This window comes from Bradyrhizobium sp. CCGUVB4N (assembly GCF_024199945.1).
Lineage (GTDB): Bacteria > Pseudomonadota > Alphaproteobacteria > Rhizobiales > Xanthobacteraceae > Bradyrhizobium.
This window is the reverse complement of sequence record NZ_JANADP010000001.1, coordinates 6,352,871-6,368,793: the sequence shown is the minus strand read 5'-3', so window position 1 is coordinate 6,368,793 and position 15,923 is coordinate 6,352,871. Positions and strand designations below refer to the sequence as shown.

Here is a 15,923-nt window from a genome sequence, read left to right as displayed (position 1 = left end):
CTTCCTCTAGAAGGGACGCATGCTCGGACGCATCTTCACGGTCGGTGGTTACACGCTGCTCTCGCGGCTGACGGGATTTGCCCGCGACATCATGCTCGCGGCGATCCTCGGCGCCGGCCCCGTGGCCGACGCCTTTTTCGTGGCGCTGCGGCTGCCCAACCATTTCCGCGCGATCTTCGCCGAAGGCGCCTTCAACGCCGCCTGGGTGCCGGCCTATGCCCATGTCCATGGCGAGCGCGGGGAGGGGGCGGCGCGGCTGTTCGCCGACCGCATCTTCACGCTGCTGCTGGCCTCGCAGGTGGTGCTCTTGGTCGTCGCCTGGCTGTTCATGCCGCAGGCCATGAGCATCCTGGCGCCTGGCTTTTCCGAGGATGCCGAGCAGCGCAAGCTCGCGATCGAGCTGACCCGGATCACCTTTCCCTATCTGCTGCTGATCACGCTGGTGACGCTTTATGGCGGCATGCTCAACGTGATGCAGCGCTTTGCCAGTGCGGCTGCCGCGTCGATCTTCCTCAATGTCGCGATGATGATGACGCTGGCGCTCGCCGCCTGGTTTCCGACTGCGGGGCACGCAGCCGCCTGGGGCGTCTTGATCTCCGGCTTCCTGCAATATTTCCTGCTCGCCGGCGATCTAGCCCGCCATGGCGGACTGCCGCGCTTTGCGCCGCTCAAGCTCGATGAAGACGTCCGCGGCTTCTTCAGGGCACTGGGACCCGCGACGCTGGGCTCGATGGGCACGCAGGTCGCGCTGTTCGCCGACACCATCATCGCGACCTTCCTGCCCGCGGGCGCGCTGTCGGCGCTGTACTACGCCGACCGCCTCAATCAATTGCCGATCGGCGTGATCGGTATTGCGATCGGCACGGTGCTGCTGCCGGAGATGTCGCGGCGGATCACGGCCAACGATCATGACGGCGCGATGAAGGCGCAGCGCCGCGCCTTCGACTTCACGCTGCTGTTCTCGGTGCCGTTCGTCGCGGCCTTCCTCACCGTGCCCGACGAGATCATGCGCGCGCTGTTCGCCCGCGGTGCGTTCTCCAAGGCCGATGCGGTTGCCGCGGGCAGCACGCTCGCGGCCTATGCGATCGGCCTGATCCCTTTCGTGCTGATCCGCAGCGCGGTCGCGACCTTCTATGCGCGTAAGGACACCGCGACGCCGGTCCGCGCCTCGCTGTCGGGCATCGCGGTCAACGTCGCGCTGAAACTCGCTTTGATGGGATCGTTCGCCCAGATCGGCCTGGCGCTGGCAACCGCCGTCGGCGTCTGGACCAATCTCTTGCTGGTGCTGTTCTTCGCCGTTCGGCGCGGCTTCCTCGTGCTCGACCGGGCCTGGCTGCTGTCGCTCGGCAAATTCCTGCTGACCGGACTGATCCTCGCCGGCGCCTTCTGGCTGATCGCACGCTTTGGCGGTTCTGCGCTGGGCGCGATGCGCTTCCATGACGAAGTGACGTTGGTCCTGCTGGCCCTCGGCGGCACGATCGTCTACGCGCTCGCGATCCTGGTCTTGTTCGGCCGCGGCTGGCTGGTCTCGCTGGTGCGCAGCTAGAGCGGATATCAGCCGGCGCCGTGGACAGCTGCCCGGCTTCGCCACATCCCCGCCAGGAGACGTGCCGCGAACGCACCTGCCCGAATCGAAGGGGCTTCGATGAACCGATACGCCAGCGCCGCGATGGCGATCGCCGCGACGAGCGACGTTACCATGACGAACAAATTGCCCCAGACCTGCGTCGGCGCGATCGAGCCAAGATCGACCGCGACGAGGGCGCAGAGATAAAAGATCGGCCAGTGCACGAGGTAGAGGCTGAACGAGATTCGGCCAAGAAACCGCAGCGGCGCGGTCGTCGCCCATTGCAGCATGTCGCGTGACGACACCACGGCACCCATCATCAGCGCGGCTGCAGTGGCCGAAACCAGCACAATGCCCGCCGTGTAGAACTCATCGTAGGAGCCGGCTATCTCCAGTCCGACCAGGCCCGCGATGAACGCAACCGTGGCAAGCTGCCTGCGACCTGCGAGCAGTGCGGCAAACTCCTTGACGAGAAAACAGCCGAAATAGAACCACAGCAGCGTTCGGTAAGGGCCGCTCGCGAGCAGGACCGTGACCGCGGCGAACAGTGCCCAGCGCCATCGTGGTTCAATCCTGCCGTGCGCAGCGACCGCGAACGGCAGCATCATGGATCCCAACAATTCGGGAAAGAGCGTCCAGGTCGGACCGTTCACCCGATTGGAGCCGAGCAGCAGATTGTCCCACAGATCGTTCCAGGTCGGTTGCGGCCAGAACAGGTGCTCGAAGCCGGGTGTGAGCCCGGCCGGGGCCGGATCAAGACGCCAAAGGCGCTCGCAGGCGAAAGCGAACAGGACCGCTGCCGCGAACGGTGGAATCAGCCGGAACAGCCGCCGCGCCAAGTAAGGCGCGATTGCAAGGTCGCGCTCCAGCGAGGCCCCGAGCACATAGCCGCTCAGCACGAAGAAGAACATCACGGCCGCGGCTGGATTCGCGGCCAGCAGCAGCGTGTCAAAGAAAACCGATTGCGGATTGTTCGTGAAGACGTGCGTCGCATGGAATACGCACACCGTCAGGCAGGCGAGGCCACGCAGGGATTCCAGCCGAGGGTCAAATGGCGAGGCTGGCGAGGCGTTCACCCTTGTGAGCGGCGGCATAATCATCGGCCAGGCGCTGCCCCGGACGCATGCGCCGGCGATTCACGATCTGTGTGAGCGATATGATGCTCTCGCGGGTTCCGTTCCGTGACCTCTGGTCGTTGGAGACGGCTGACGCCCGGCCCTGCAGCCGCAGCGTCAAAAACATCCCTCATCATGCGAGTTCCCCCATTCCCAACGGGGATATCACTAAACCAGAGGGTGTATCGCGCGAGTTAAATTAAAGATACAACTTGAGCGAATCTTCCGCCACCGCCCGCCCATGCGCCCGCACATTTCGGAGCGGGCTACGTCAGCTGAGACGGCCTCGACCACGACGCGAACGCGCGATCCGATCGCCTGGGAAAGACTCGTCGAGCGACTTGGTTCAGTTATGGCCTTGCTGTCCGATGTGTCGCAGCGTCGTCGCGCCGGAGTGAGGCTCGCCTGCAGGATGTGGCCACACTCCGCACATCTCTTGATTTTGCACGATCGCCGTGCTATCGGCGTGCCCATGATTAAATGGTCGCGCGACGTTAACTTCTCGCACATGACCCGCTTCGGCTGGGCCGTGGAAGGAGTCGCGCGCTAGGAATTCGTCGACGACATCTTTTCCACCAGGCCCCGCCGGCATCGGACGGGGCCTTTTGTTTGGCCACGCTCCCTGCCGGCACAACAGCAGGAGCATGCGATGCCACCACAACTAACGGACGTTTCTCCCGGGATAGAGGGCGACGCCGCGAGGCGCGGCCTCAGGCTCTCGATCGTGTCGGCGAAGAGCGCGGTCGACCAGGCTTTGTCAGCACGCCTCAAGGCGTCGGCCGCAGCGCTGGACAACGCCTTGCCGGACAAGGACGCTGCCGGACCCGCGGCGGCCTCGACGCGAAGTATCCTCGGCCTGATCAGGCAATATTGGCTTGCGTTTCAGCAACGGCGCCAGAGCCCACGGCTGTCGTTGCAGGACCTGAGTGACAGGGAGCTGATGGATATCGGCCTGACGCGCGGCGAGATCGACCACCTCACGCCTCAGCGATCGATCGATGCGCTGAGAGACAGCACGCGGTATCTGTTGAGTCGTGGCGGGATGTAAGCGATGCGACCGCAATAGAAAGGCTGACATCATGACGTCAGACGCAATGCCAGCTCAGTCGGATATGAAAATCCGACGATTGACTCTCGATGATCTGGATTGTCTTCGCGAAATTCGCGCGGAGGCAATCCAGATGTACCCTCAAACGTTTGGTTCTCCCGAAGAGGACGAAGGCGGCGACGCGATGGTGGCCGCCTATCGCCATTGGCTGGGCGACACCGTTCTCGGCGCATTTGAATGTGGCGGATTAATCGGAGTCGCAGGCTTCTATGTCTCGCGGTACAAGAAATCAAAGCATCGGGGGCACATCTTCTCGGTCTATGTCCGGGAGAGCGATCGAGGCAAAGGCGTCGGAGATCGGTTGATCAAGGATATTCTTGCCCGAGCCGAGGCACGTGTCGAGCAGGTGCATCTTGCCGTGGGATCAACGGCAACCGCTGCGATCAGGACCTATGAGCGCAACGGGTTTGAAATCTACGGCACGGACCCCGGTGTCATTCGCGTGGGTGACGCGACTTATGACCATTATCTTATGGTGAGGAAATTCGGTCCCTAACGTCGGTCTGATGCGGCTGCAACGGATTTAGCGTCACATGATTCCATTTCTCGAACGACTGAACGGCGGGACCAATGTGCTGATTGCCGGCTGCGGCGGAGGCTTTGACGTCTTTGCCGGTGTTCCGCTTGCGGAGCATCTGATGGCACAGGGCAAGCGGGTAGTGTTCGCCAGCCTTTCCTTCACGAATTTATGGCTGTGCGGCGGCGAACGTGTCGGGGAGACGACTTGGCGAATAGACCAGCGTGCCGCAGAGATTCCGTACTTTCCGGAGAAATGGCTGGCCGAATGGCTCAGCCGGCGCGAGCAACTCGTGCCGATCTACGCGTTTGCGAAGAGCGGCGTTCGCCCGCTCGCGGCTGCATATCGTTCAATCATCGATCGCCATGACATCGACACCGTGCTGCTGGTCGATGGTGGAACGGATAGTCTCGTGTTTGGCGACGAACCCGGCGTCGGCAGCGTAGTCGAGGATGCGGTCTCGCTTGTGGCCGCTGATCAAGCGGCTGGTGAAAAGACGTTGCTTGCCGCGATCGGCTTCGGCGTGGATCACTATCATGGTGTTTCGCACCATGCGTTCCTGGAGAACGCTGCCCGGTTGATTCGGGACGACGGGTTTCTCGGTGCGTTCTCGTTGTCGCAGGGCAGCAAGGAGGCGGATGCGTTCCTCGATCTGGTCGATTACGCCAACCAGCGTCAGCCGCAGCACCCGAGCATTGTTTGTAATTCGATCGCTAGTGCACTGCGGGGTGAGTTTGGCAACTATCATGCCACTAACCGGACCAGCGGGAACGAGCTCTTCATCAACCCGCTGATGACGCAGTACTGGACGTTCCAGTCTTCCGCGGTGGCGCATCGCATGGCCTATGCCGGCCAGCTGGCCGAGACCGAGCGTACCGAAGATGCTCGCCGGATCATCGATCTTCACAGGGAAATGACCGAACTGCGGCCATTCCGTTCGATCCCCCTCTGACAGAGGAGGGCAAGGGCATTTTTTCGCAGGTCGAGGCCGCCTAAAGCCGTTTGCCTTGCCACTTTTTCCACGGCAATATGCCGGCAAAACAACCATAGGACGGGACAAGAAAAAATGGCGGCTCCCATCAAGTTCGGCGTTGGCCAAAGCGTGCTGCGCAAGGAGGATGACGCGCTCATCCGCGGCAAGGGCCGCTATACCGACGATTACGCGCCGCAGGCTGCGCTTCGCTGCCTGATGCTGCGCTCGCCGCATGCGCATGCCAAATTCACGATCGACGCCAGCCGCGCCCGCACCCTTCCCGGGGTGGCGCTGATCCTGACCGCCGCCGAAGTCGGCGATCTCGGCAATCTGCCCTGCCTGTTCAATTTCGAGACCGATCCCTTCACCGGCCCGCCTTACCCGATCCTTGCCAAGGACGAGGTGCGCCATGTCGGCGATTCCGTCGCCTTCGTCGTCGCCGAGACCATCGACCAGGCCCGCGACGCGATCGAAGCCATCGACGTCAAATGGTCGCCGCTGCCGTCGGTGACCGGCCTCGTCAACGCCGTCAAGAAGGACGCGCCGCAGGTCTGGCCAGACAAGCCCGGCAATGTGCTGTTCGATGTGTCGATCGGCGACAAGGCCGCGACCGAAGCCGCGTTTGCCAAGGCGCATACGGTCGCCGAGATCTCCATCGTCAATCCGCGCGTGGTCGCGAGCTTCATGGAGACGCGCGCGGCGGTTTGCGAATACGACGCCAAGAACGATCATCTCACGCTGACAATCGGCAGCCAGGGCAGCCATCGCCTCCGCGACATCCTCTGCCAGAACGTGCTGAATATCCCGACCGAGAAGATGCGCGTGATCTGCCCCGATGTCGGCGGTGGCTTCGGCACGAAGCTGTTTCCCTATCGTGAATACGCCCTGGTGGCGGTCGCGGCGCGCAAGCTGAAGAAGGCGGTGAAATGGGCGGCCGACCGCTCCGAGCACTTCATGGGCGATGCGCAGGGTCGCGACAACGTCACCACCGCGAAGATGGCGATGGCCGAGGACGGCAGATTCCTCGCGATGGATTGCGACCTGATGGGCGACATGGGCGCCTATCTCTCGACCTTCGGGCCCTACATTCCGCATGGCGGCGCCGGCATGCTGCCGGGCCTTTACGACATCCAGGCCTTCCACTGCCGGGTGCGCACCATCTTCACCAACAGCGTGCCGGTCGATGCCTATCGCGGTGCGGGCCGGCCCGAGGCGGCCTATGTCATCGAGCGCCTGGTCGATGCCTGCGCGCGAAAACTCGACATGACGCCGGACGCGATCCGCCGCAAGAATTTCATCCAGCCCAAGGCGCTGCCGTACAAGACCGCGACCGGCAAGGTCTACGATTCCGGCGACTTCGCCGCGCATCTGAAGCGCGCGATGGAGATCGGTGACTGGAAGGAGTTTGGAAAGCGCGCCAAGGCGGCCAAGAAGAACGGCCTGATCCGCGGTATCGGGCTTGCGAGCTATGTCGAGGTCTGCGGCACCATGGGCGAGGAGACCGCCAATGTGCGGATGGACCCCAATGGTGACATCACCGTGCTGATCGGCACGCAGTCGAGCGGGCAGGGCCACCAGACCGCCTATGCGCAGATCGTCGCCGAACAGTTCGGCGTCGCGCCGGAGCGGGTGCACGTCCATCAGGGCGACACCGCGATGATCGCCACGGGCCTCGGCACCGGCGGCTCGGCCTCGATCCCCTCGGGCGGCGTCAGCGTCGAGCGCGCAACACGCGAGCTCGGGCAGAAGCTGAAAGAGATCGCGGCGCAGGCGCTGGAAGCGAGCGCCGGCGACCTCGAGATTTCGGAAGGTGTCGTGCGTATTGCCGGCACCGACCGTTCGATCTCGTTCGCCGATCTCGCCAAGCGGCCGGGCGCCGATCCGTCGAAGCTGAACGCCAGCGCGACGTTTGCCAGCGCCGACGGCACCTATCCCAACGGCACGCATGTCGCGGAAGTCGAGATCGATCCGGCGACCGGCATCATCAAAATCGTCAACTATGTGATCGTCGACGATTTCGGCAAGACGCTCAATCCACTGCTGTTGGCGGGCCAGGTGCATGGCGGCGCCATGCAGGGCATCGGCCAGGCGCTGATGGAGCAGGTGGTCTACGGCGCGGGCGACGGCCAGCTCATCACCGCGACCTTCATGGACTACGCGCTGCCGCGCGCAGCCGACGGCCCGTCCTTCGTGTTCGAGACCAACAACATTCCCTGCACGACCAATCCGATGGGCGTGAAGGGCGCGGGCGAAGCCGGCGCGATCGGCTCCTGTCCGGCCGTCGTCAACGCCATCGTCGACGGGCTCTGGCGCGAATACAAGATCGACCACATTGACATGCCGGCGACACCAGAACGTGTTTGGATCGCGATCAACGAGCATCACCGCCGCCACAGCCTGTAAGGCGTGGCGCCGGCGGCGGGAATAATCGCCCGCCGCCGGGTTCTAACCATGAATGATCTCCCCCCAAACCGACTTGCGAGCCGGAGAAACACGCCGATGAAACGAATTTTGATTGTCGCCGGCACCCTTGTTCTGGGTGCGAGCGCCGTGATGGCGCAGCAGGAGGTTGCCGTCCAGCAGGACAATCTGATGCGCTCGCAGGCCAAGAGCATGTACGGCGTGATCCTCAAGATGACGAAAGGCGAAATCCCCTACAATCAGAAGGCCGTCGACGAGGCGATCGCCAGTCTCGAGGCTGACGTCGCCAAGATCGCAAAGACCTTCGAGGTCAATCCCAAGCAGGACGTTGTGAACGCGACTTATGGTTCCTCGCCAAAGGTCTGGCAGAACAAGGCCGATTTCGACTCCAAGATTCCGCCGGTGCAGAAGGCGATCGCCGAGGTCAAGGGCAAGGTCACCGATCTGGCGAGCCTGAAGGCCGCCTACACTGCGATGAACGACCGCTGCACGGACTGCCACGAGACGTATCGGGTGAAGCTGAAGTAATCCGTTTGCTTGTAGCCCGGATGGAGCGTAGCGAAATCCGGGACAGCTGTTGCACGGTGAGACCCGGATTGCGCTGCGCTCCATCCGGGCCACAGGACTATTTCGGAGCAGCCAGCGCCGGATCGAGAACGCAGGTGACGCGGTGGATCTTGATGCCACTGTCGATGCCGGCGCGTTTCACATATTCGGCGATGACATCCTCGTTCTCGACGACAACGAGGCCGAACAACTTGCGGTCATCCGTCGCGTAAGTGCAGAGCCAGTGCATTTTTCCGGCGGTCGCAGTCACCGCGTCGAGCGCAATGCGCGCATGACGGCTCGCTTGTGCCGCGTCGCTGGGGTCGAAGTTTTGCGGCATATCCCGTTCCATCAGGACCTTGATCATCGACCGCTCCGGGCTCGGGCGCGACAAGCGAGCGCGCGTCAGGTCGCAGTCTAGCTTTGAATCTGGACGGGGCGAAGCGCGCCAGCACAACTGGGCGCGGACTCTTGGGGCGCAAACCCTGGTTGGTCAAAGGGTCGAAATTGGAAACGGTTATTTTCCATCATTTCTATTTTTAGTCCAATGATCCCGGGCCATTGTGAGGACGCAACGAAGCAGTTCGTCGCCCGCTGATCCCCCGCAAAACGAAATTGCAGCGGCGGCGAACGATGAGCCCCCATCACACCCGTCACGCCTGACAAAGCACAGGAGTAATGATCATGGATACCACGCGTTACGCTTCTCTCCTCGGCCGCCTGCTGATCGGTCTGCCGTTCGTCTTCACCGGCGTTGGCAAGCTTGCGTCCTATGGCGCCACGACCGCCTACATCGCCTCAGCCGGACTTCCGGTGCCGCCGGCCGCTTATGCGATCGCAGTTCTGGTCGAGCTCGGCGGCGGTCTGCTGCTGATCGCCGGCTACCAGGCACGCTCGGTTGCGCTCGCGCTCGCCGTGTTCTCGCTCGCAACGGCCGTCGTCTTCCACGGCAACTTCGCCGACCAGAACCAGATGATTCATTTCCTCAAGAACGTGATGATGGCAGGCGGCCTGCTTCAGATCGTCGCGTTTGGCGCCGGTGCCCTCAGCCTCGATGCGCGCTTGTCGCGCGACGGGGACGTCCTGCCGGGAGCAGTGCCAGCGCGCTGAACAAGCGAGAACTCTGAAAAACCCGCCGGTGACGGCGGGTTTTTTGTGCACGTTGCGGCGAGTCCAGCCGCAAATTTGATCTGAGCGTCACTGTCAGCGGGCCCTACATCAGCTATCCTTGAGCACAAGCGGGGCGGATGTGAATCAGGAACAGCGAGACAGGCCATGGCAAAACCGTTTCCGTCGAAAACCCATATCGGCAACCATATGCTGCATCCGGAAACGCTGATGCTGACTTATGGCTATGATCCGCAGCTCTCGGAAGGCGCCATCAAGCCGCCGGTGTTCTTGACTTCGACCTTCGTTTTCAAGACGGCCGAGGACGGGCAGGACTTCTTCGATTTCGTGGCCGGCCGCCGCGAGCCGCCGGAAGGCATGGGCGCCGGGCTCGTCTATTCGCGCTTCAACCATCCCAACAGCGAGATCGTCGAGGACAGGCTCGCCATCTACGAGCGTACCGAGAGCTGCGCGCTGTTCTCGTCCGGCATGGCCGCGATCTCGACGACGATTTTGGCGTTCGTCCGGCCGGGCGACGTCATTCTGCATTCGCAGCCGCTCTATGGCGGCACGGAAACGCTGCTGACCAACACGCTGTCGCGTTTCTCGATCGGCGCGGTCGGCTTTGCCGACGGCATCGATGAGGCGACGGTCAATCAGGCCGCCGAGGAGGCGATGCGCAAGGGCCGGGTTTCCATGATCCTGATCGAGACCCCGGCCAACCCGACCAACGGCCTCGTCGATGTCGCGCTGATGCGCCGCGTCGCCGACACCATCGGCAAGGCCCAGGGCCACACGCCGATCATCGCCTGCGACAACACGCTGCTCGGGCCGGTGTTTCAGCGGCCGATCGAGCATGGCGCTGATATCTCGCTGTACTCGCTGACCAAATATGTGGGCGGTCATTCCGACCTGATCGCAGGCGCCGCGCTCGGCACCAAGGCGATGATGAAAAGCGTCAAGGCGCTGCGCGGCGCCATCGGCACCCAGCTCGATCCGCATTCCTGCTGGATGATCAACCGCTCGCTCGAGACCCTGAGCCTGCGCATGGAGAAGGCCGACAGCAACGCGCGCCTCGTGGCCGACTATCTGCGCGACCACGCCAAGGTGGCCAAGGTCCACTATCTCGGTCATCACGAGGAGACCTCGCCGGCGGGGCGCGTGTTCGCGCGGCAATGTCTCGGCGCGGGGTCGACGTTCTCGTTCGACATCGTCGGCGGCCAGGCGGCGGCGGAGAAATTCCTCAACGCCCTGCAGATCTTCAAGCTCGCAGTCAGTCTCGGCGGAACGGAATCGCTGGCGAGCCTGCCGGCGACGATGACCCATTCCGGCGTGCCAGCCGACATCCGCCGCAAGATCGGCGTGCTCGATTGCACCATCCGCCTGTCGATCGGCATCGAAAATCCGTCGGACCTGATCGCGGATCTCGAGCATGCGCTGAGCGCGGCCTAAGCGCTCCTCAGAGCGGATTGGACGCGCGGCATGCCGACATGATGGCCGCGGCGGCCTCGTTGCTCTGCGCGCCCGAGAGCTGCCGCACGAGGCAGATGTAATAGCCCTTGCTGGACGCATTCAGCAGCGAGTCGCCATTGACCACGAGCCAGTTGCAGGCCGAACGGATGGTCTGGACGGCAAGCGGCGATCTCGTATCGCGGATCGCCGACAGTTCGCATTGAGCCTGCCTTTCCAGGTCGTTTTGCGCGACGACCGGTCCGGAGAAGGCAACGATTGCTGCGGCAACGACAAGGCCCGCCAGATGATGCAATGGTGTGGGGGCAGGCTTCCCGCAGGACCCTGGCTGCGATAGTTTGTCAGAGAAGGCGGGATGGTTCGCGTTGGGAGTGGTCATGTTGCGCACCTTTGCTCTGGGAGCGATCATAAAGCGCCAGATCGGTGACACAATGGTCGGCGTCGCGCAGTCAGATTCCGGGCGCTCGTGAGCGATCCCTCCGCCCGACAGGCGCAGCTTCGCGCGCGGGTTATCGCGCTGGCGCGGGCCCAGGACCCCTACGCGCACGTCTTTGCGGGCAAGGAATTTCGGCGCGATTACGTCGCCGCGCGGACGGTTGCCTGGAGCGCGCTGTTCGGCGACATACGCGAGACGACCGCAAGCGTGCTCGAGATCGGCTCCAAGGAGGGGCGGTCTGCGCTGTTCTGGCTCGAATTCTTCGCGCGAGCGCAGCTCACCTGCGTGGATCTCTTCGATGGCGACGATGCCGCTCGCTTCGACCGCAACCTCGCCACCTATGGTCCGCGGCTGCGCAAGATCGTGGGCACCTCGATCAAAGCGCTCGGCATGTTGCGCGAAGAGAACGCGATGTTCGATTTCATCTATGTCGACGGCAGCCATCAGCGCGACGACGTGATGATCGATTGCCTCGGCGCCTGGCGTCTGTTGCGCGAGGGCGGCGTGATGCTGATGGACGATTACACCTGGAAGCCGGACAATCCCGACTGGATGCGTGTCGCGCCCGCCGTGGACACATTCCTCGCCTGGCACGACGATGCCGAGGTGATCCTCAGGAGCCACCAGGTCGCCGTGCGCAAGCGCCCGGCCTGACGCGCTCCGCCGGAATCGAAAAGGCCGGACGCGCTCCTCGCGTCCGGCCTTCGTCGATGACGTCTTTATGAAATCTACTTGGTCACCTGGCCGCGGATTTCGCCGCCCGGGTTGGCCGCGGTGTGAATGTTGACGTAGAGCTTGCCGGCCTGCAGATCGGAGGCCTGCGCGTCGGTCAGCGTCGCCGAGCCTTCGGCGGGGCTCGTTGCAATGCCGGGGATCGGCACCATGACGCCGGCGTTCTTGCCGGCTTCGGCGGGGCCGTGGAAATGCGCGGCGGTGGCGGGGCCGGAGAGCCCGGAGTAGGTCACCTTCCAGGAGAGCTTCTTGGTGGCGGCGTCATAGTCGATATCGGCCGTGCCCGTGCCGGCGCTGGCATTGGCGGGGACTTCGGACTTGCCGTCCAGCGTCGCCTTCAGTTTCTCCGCGCTGGCCGGGCCGGCGAATGCGACGGCGGCTCCGAGCGCCAGCGTGGCAAAAAGCGCTTTGTTCATGGGTCTCTCCCTGTTGACGCCTGATTGCTGTCAACTTGCAAACAGTGCGGTTCCGACTTTATTCCCGGATTCCGCTCAAACCATCTAAATTATTCGTGGCTGGAGCGGCTGCGGGATGATCCGTAAATTCGCCAGAGCCTGATGGGATCCCTAAATGCTGCGACGAACAATTTCTGCCATCCTGATCGCCGCCGTCGCAGCCCTTGCCGTCTATTGGTGGCTGACCGCGCCGACCGCCTTGGCGTTGCCGGCACCGACGCGCGGGCCTGATCTCGCCAATGGGCAGGAGCTGTTCAATGCCGGCGGCTGCTCGTCCTGCCACGCCGTACCCAACCAGCCCGATCGCCTGCGGCTCGGCGGCGGCCTGGCGCTCGGCTCGCCGTTCGGCACGTTCTATGTGCCGAATATTTCGCCCGATCCGACCGACGGCATCGGCCGCTGGAGCGAGGCCGATTTCGTCAACGCGGTGATGCGCGGCATCTCGCCTGAGGGCACGCACTATTTTCCGGCGTTTCCCTACACCTCGTATCACATTGCGAAAGTCGACGACGTTCGCGATCTCTTTGCCTATCTGAAGACGCTGCCGCAGGTCGCGGGGCGGGTGCGCGACCACGATCTGCCGTTTCCCTTCAACATCCGCCGCAACGTCGGCATCTGGAAATTGCTGTTCATGGATGTCAGGCCGTTCAAGCCGGATGCCGCGCGGTCCGCACAATGGAATCGCGGGGCTTATCTCGTGAACGGATTTGGCCATTGCGCCGAATGCCACAGTCCGCGCAACGCCCTCGGCGGGATCAACCGCGGCGAGCGCTTCGCCGGCGGTCCCAATCCCGACGGCGAGGGCTGGGTGCCGAACATCACGCAGAAGGGGATCGGCGGCTGGAGCGAGAAGGACATCGCCGACTTCCTCGAGACCGGCGACATGCCCGAGGGCGACACCGCATCGGGCGCGATGCGACCGGTGATCAAGAACCTCGCGCAATTGACGCCGGAGGATCGCGCCGCGATGGCCGCCTATCTGAAGTCGCTGCCGCCGGTCGACGGACCGACGCCGCCCAAACGCAAGGAGAGTGGCGGCTGAAGCAGGTCCTTTCCAATTGACACGCCGTGATTGCGCCCCCATCGTCGGTCGCGGGTTGAGAATTGGAATTGCGTCACATGGGGCGTGAGTTTTTCGTGCAGCTCTGGCTGATCGTTTCGGCGTGTGATTTGACCGTGTCGCACGAAGCACGCCCCGCGGCTCAACCGTTCGGTTGAGATCGTGCCAAAACTTCCGGCCGCGCTGGGCCCACGTCATCTCACGCTGTTTCGCGCAGCGCTCGGACAGGGCCGGACTGCAATCGATGCCTATCTGGCCTGGCGCGCCGCGGAGCCGCTCGATGCGGCCGACGAGGTCGTCTACCGCACCATGCCGCTGCTTGTGGCAACCGCCGACATGGCCGGGATCGTCGATGCCGACACCAGGAAAATGCGCGGCGTCGTCAAGCATGTCTGGCTGTCGAATGCGACGCGGGTGCGCGATGTCGTCGCGGCGTCCGCAGCGCTCAAGGCCGCCGGCATCGCCGCGCTGCTGATCAAGGGCGGCGCGCTGTTCGCGCGCGACGAGAGCTACATGGCGAAGCGCATGACGGGGGATTACGATCTCCTGGTCCGCCGCGCGGAGGCGCCGCGCGCGATCGAGGTGCTGCGGCAGGCCGATTTCCGCAGCCACGGCATGCGGGTCGAGCTGTTCCAGGAAGCCGATTTCGATCGCGACATCCATGCGGTGGCGATGTCGCGGGCCGGCTTCGCCCGCGCCATCGACCTGCACTGGCGGGCACTGTTCTGGCTCGACGACGAAGGCTTTACTGAAGAGCTGTTCGCGACCGCCGAGACCGGGACGCTGCTGACCCATGAGGTGCTGATCCCCGGCGTTGCCGAGCATCTGGCGATCGCGGCGATGCGGCCGGAGCCCGCCGATCAGAACGAGATGGTGTCGCGCGCGCTCGAGATCGTCCATGTGCTCGAGAGCAAGGCCGGCGCCAGGGTCGATTGGGACCGCTTCCGCGCGATCGTGACGCGCTACAATGGCAGCCTGTTTGCCGCGCAATTGCTCGACGTCGTCGCGCGCGAGATGCCGGCCCTTGTGCCGGATCGCCTCGTCGAGCAGCTATGGGACTACGGGCCGCCGGGGAAGTCGATCGAGATTTCGATCCGCGCCGTGCCGCGCGCGCGGCGCACGCAGTGGCAGCACTTTGGCGCTGCCTTCTTCTCGGCGCTTCGCGCGCGTTTCAAGGTGCCGTTCCGGGGCTGGGACTGGCTGCGGCTGCCCGGCGCGGCGATCGCGGCATTCGATGCGGGCATCGTGCAGTTTCCCTTGTTTCGGGATGCGATCCTGAAGCGGATCTGGCAGCAGATCGCGCGCGCGGCGTATCCGTCGCGCGGGAGCGGCATCTGGTTCGGGCAGGGCTTTTCCATTCCGGAGGATGAGGGGCGGTGGACCGACCGTCCATTCGCCGTCCTCGAAATGCCCGTCGACGACAGGACCCGCGATCCCGTCGCCGTGGAGCTCGTGGTCGTGCCGTTCCTGCCGCCGGGCACGGACAATTTCCGCTTCGTCGCCTATGCCGGCATCGGATCGGTGCAGCAGATGGCGGCGGGGCGCACCGATCCGATGCCGTTCAGAATCGCGCTGCAGGCAAGAGTCATTGGCGAACACCAACGCAAGATCGTCGTCGCGCTGCGGATGCTCGATTGCCAGCGCCCGACCGACATCGGCCATTCGATCGATCCGCGTCTGCTCGGGCTGTTCGTGAAATCCGTGTCGGCGAACGGCGAGACGGTGTTCACTCCGGCGGGCGCCGGGCCTTGATGGCCTGGCGCAGCGCCAGGAGCGTCTCGCGGTTCTGGGCGTCCGTGTTGATGCGTCCGCCGTTGCCGAGATGCAGCCGGCGGCGCAGCACGATGTCGTCGACATGCGCGCTCCTCAACCCGTTCTGCTTGGCGCGGCCGAGCCAGGCGATGAAGAAGGTCGCGGGCAGGCTCTCGTCGAACGGCCCGGCCCGGTCGAGCGCGGCGCGCCGGATCAGCATGCACTGCTTCAATTCGCCCGGCATGATCGCGACCGCGGGCTTGAGGCGCTCGCGTTGCGCGTCCGGCACGTCGGGACTGATGAATTGCTCGACCTTGCCGAACACGGCGTCGACGCCGCCCTGATGGTCCAGCAGTGCCAGCTGCAATTCGAGCTTGCGCGGCGTCCAGAGGTCGTCGGCGTCGCAGAAGCCGATCAGCTCGCCCTGCGCGGTCGCGAGCGCCTTGTTGACGGCGACGGCCTGGCCGTTGTTGCTCTGGGCAAGCACGGTGATGCGGTCGCCGAATTCGCCGAGCACATTGCGCGTGTCGTCGGTCGAGCCGTCGTCGATGACGATCACCTCATCGGGCGGCACGGTCTGGCCGAGCACGCTCTCGACCGCCTCGGCGATGTAGGTCTCGGCATTGTAGGCGGCGATGATGACGGAGACACGCATGTCGGTGCG

Annotated in this window: 16 protein-coding genes; 11 read left to right on the top strand and 5 right to left on the bottom strand. The window is 64.0% G+C overall.

All coding sequences use genetic code 11. The annotated features are described in order from the left end of the window. The first annotated feature begins 19 nt into the window (after positions 1-19). Positions 20-1,546 (top strand): murein biosynthesis integral membrane protein MurJ, encoded by a 1,527-nt coding sequence (gene murJ / locus NLM31_RS29595; protein WP_254194556.1) that lies wholly within the window; start codon positions 20-22, stop codon positions 1,544-1,546. 8 nt (positions 1,547-1,554) lie between these two features. Here the strand turns inward: murJ and NLM31_RS29590 are convergent, their stop codons facing one another. Beyond that, the gene (locus tag NLM31_RS29590; protein ID WP_254194555.1) at positions 1,555-2,661 is read right to left on the bottom strand and encodes an acyltransferase; all 1,107 of its coding nucleotides are present in this window, start codon (positions 2,659-2,661) and stop codon (positions 1,555-1,557) included. A 745-nt stretch (positions 2,662-3,406) separates the two neighbouring features. On the opposite strand from NLM31_RS29590, the gene NLM31_RS29585 reads away from it, so the two are divergent. The 5 genes from NLM31_RS29585 (at position 3,407) to NLM31_RS29565 (ending at position 8,229) form a co-directional block, all read left to right on the top strand. Further along, positions 3,407-3,730: a DUF1127 domain-containing protein gene (locus tag NLM31_RS29585; RefSeq protein ID WP_309143710.1), complete on the top strand. Its 324-nt coding sequence runs from the start codon at positions 3,407-3,409 to the stop codon at positions 3,728-3,730. Between the two features lie 31 nt (positions 3,731-3,761). Continuing rightward, the gene (locus NLM31_RS29580) at positions 3,762-4,286 is read left to right on the top strand and encodes a GNAT family N-acetyltransferase (protein WP_254194554.1); all 525 of its coding nucleotides are present in this window, start codon (positions 3,762-3,764) and stop codon (positions 4,284-4,286) included. Positions 4,287-4,323: 37 nt separating this feature from the next. Next, positions 4,324-5,259 (top strand): DUF1152 domain-containing protein, encoded by a 936-nt coding sequence (locus NLM31_RS29575; protein WP_254194553.1) that lies wholly within the window; start codon positions 4,324-4,326, stop codon positions 5,257-5,259. Between the two features lie 114 nt (positions 5,260-5,373). Next, a complete protein-coding gene (locus NLM31_RS29570; RefSeq protein ID WP_254194552.1) occupies positions 5,374-7,683 on the top strand; it encodes a xanthine dehydrogenase family protein molybdopterin-binding subunit in 2,310 nt (769 codons plus the stop codon). A gap of 96 nt (positions 7,684-7,779) precedes the next feature. After that, positions 7,780-8,229 (top strand): cytochrome c, encoded by a 450-nt coding sequence (locus NLM31_RS29565; RefSeq protein ID WP_254194551.1) that lies wholly within the window; start codon positions 7,780-7,782, stop codon positions 8,227-8,229. A gap of 97 nt (positions 8,230-8,326) precedes the next feature. Here NLM31_RS29565 and NLM31_RS29560 read toward each other — a convergent pair whose 3' ends face one another. Next, on the bottom strand, positions 8,327-8,614 hold the full coding sequence (locus NLM31_RS29560) for a hypothetical protein (RefSeq protein WP_254194550.1): 288 nt from the start codon (positions 8,612-8,614) through the stop codon (positions 8,327-8,329). A 317-nt stretch (positions 8,615-8,931) separates the two neighbouring features. Between NLM31_RS29560 and NLM31_RS29555 the strand changes: the two genes are divergently transcribed. Both NLM31_RS29555 and NLM31_RS29550 read left to right on the top strand, forming a co-directional pair. Continuing rightward, a complete protein-coding gene (locus NLM31_RS29555) occupies positions 8,932-9,357 on the top strand; it encodes a DoxX family protein (RefSeq protein ID WP_375167505.1) in 426 nt (141 codons plus the stop codon). Positions 9,358-9,522: 165 nt separating this feature from the next. Then, on the top strand, positions 9,523-10,806 hold the full coding sequence (locus NLM31_RS29550; protein WP_254194548.1) for a cystathionine gamma-synthase family protein: 1,284 nt from the start codon (positions 9,523-9,525) through the stop codon (positions 10,804-10,806). 7 nt (positions 10,807-10,813) lie between these two features. Here the strand turns inward: NLM31_RS29550 and NLM31_RS29545 are convergent, their stop codons facing one another. Further along, positions 10,814-11,203 (bottom strand): VF_A0006 family four-cysteine protein, encoded by a 390-nt coding sequence (locus tag NLM31_RS29545; protein ID WP_254196288.1) that lies wholly within the window; start codon positions 11,201-11,203, stop codon positions 10,814-10,816. Positions 11,204-11,290: 87 nt separating this feature from the next. On the opposite strand from NLM31_RS29545, the gene NLM31_RS29540 reads away from it, so the two are divergent. Beyond that, on the top strand, positions 11,291-11,914 hold the full coding sequence (locus NLM31_RS29540; protein ID WP_254194547.1) for a class I SAM-dependent methyltransferase: 624 nt from the start codon (positions 11,291-11,293) through the stop codon (positions 11,912-11,914). A 74-nt stretch (positions 11,915-11,988) separates the two neighbouring features. Here NLM31_RS29540 and NLM31_RS29535 read toward each other — a convergent pair whose 3' ends face one another. Beyond that, a complete protein-coding gene (locus NLM31_RS29535) occupies positions 11,989-12,408 on the bottom strand; it encodes a CHRD domain-containing protein (protein WP_254194546.1) in 420 nt (139 codons plus the stop codon). Positions 12,409-12,562: 154 nt separating this feature from the next. On the opposite strand from NLM31_RS29535, the gene NLM31_RS29530 reads away from it, so the two are divergent. Next, on the top strand, positions 12,563-13,489 hold the full coding sequence (locus tag NLM31_RS29530; RefSeq protein ID WP_254194545.1) for a cytochrome c: 927 nt from the start codon (positions 12,563-12,565) through the stop codon (positions 13,487-13,489). Between the two features lie 180 nt (positions 13,490-13,669). After that, a complete protein-coding gene (locus NLM31_RS29525; protein WP_254194544.1) occupies positions 13,670-15,259 on the top strand; it encodes a nucleotidyltransferase family protein in 1,590 nt (529 codons plus the stop codon). On the opposite strand, the gene NLM31_RS29520 is transcribed toward NLM31_RS29525, so the two are convergent. After that, a complete protein-coding gene (locus NLM31_RS29520; protein ID WP_254194543.1) occupies positions 15,234-15,914 on the bottom strand; it encodes a glycosyltransferase family A protein in 681 nt (226 codons plus the stop codon). The two genes, NLM31_RS29525 and NLM31_RS29520, sit on opposite strands and share 26 nt — an antisense overlap. Positions 15,915-15,923 lie beyond the last annotated feature (9 nt).

Coding starts and splice junctions, on each gene's coding strand:
- NLM31_RS29565 (WP_254194551.1), top strand. CDS start 7,780: ATGAAACGAATTTTGATTGTCGCCGGCACCCTTGTTCTGGGTGCGAGC.
- NLM31_RS29555 (WP_375167505.1), top strand. CDS start 8,932: ATGGATACCACGCGTTACGCTTCTCTCCTCGGCCGCCTGCTGATCGGT.
- murJ (WP_254194556.1), top strand. CDS start 20: ATGCTCGGACGCATCTTCACGGTCGGTGGTTACACGCTGCTCTCGCGG.
- NLM31_RS29575 (WP_254194553.1), top strand. CDS start 4,324: ATGATTCCATTTCTCGAACGACTGAACGGCGGGACCAATGTGCTGATT.
- NLM31_RS29580 (WP_254194554.1), top strand. CDS start 3,762: ATGACGTCAGACGCAATGCCAGCTCAGTCGGATATGAAAATCCGACGA.
- NLM31_RS29570 (WP_254194552.1), top strand. CDS start 5,374: ATGGCGGCTCCCATCAAGTTCGGCGTTGGCCAAAGCGTGCTGCGCAAG.
- NLM31_RS29590 (WP_254194555.1), bottom strand. CDS start 2,661: ATGCCGCCGCTCACAAGGGTGAACGCCTCGCCAGCCTCGCCATTTGAC.
- NLM31_RS29550 (WP_254194548.1), top strand. CDS start 9,523: ATGGCAAAACCGTTTCCGTCGAAAACCCATATCGGCAACCATATGCTG.
- NLM31_RS29520 (WP_254194543.1), bottom strand. CDS start 15,914: ATGCGTGTCTCCGTCATCATCGCCGCCTACAATGCCGAGACCTACATC.
- NLM31_RS29535 (WP_254194546.1), bottom strand. CDS start 12,408: ATGAACAAAGCGCTTTTTGCCACGCTGGCGCTCGGAGCCGCCGTCGCA.
- NLM31_RS29560 (WP_254194550.1), bottom strand. CDS start 8,614: ATGATCAAGGTCCTGATGGAACGGGATATGCCGCAAAACTTCGACCCC.
- NLM31_RS29530 (WP_254194545.1), top strand. CDS start 12,563: ATGCTGCGACGAACAATTTCTGCCATCCTGATCGCCGCCGTCGCAGCC.
- NLM31_RS29545 (WP_254196288.1), bottom strand. CDS start 11,203: ATGACCACTCCCAACGCGAACCATCCCGCCTTCTCTGACAAACTATCG.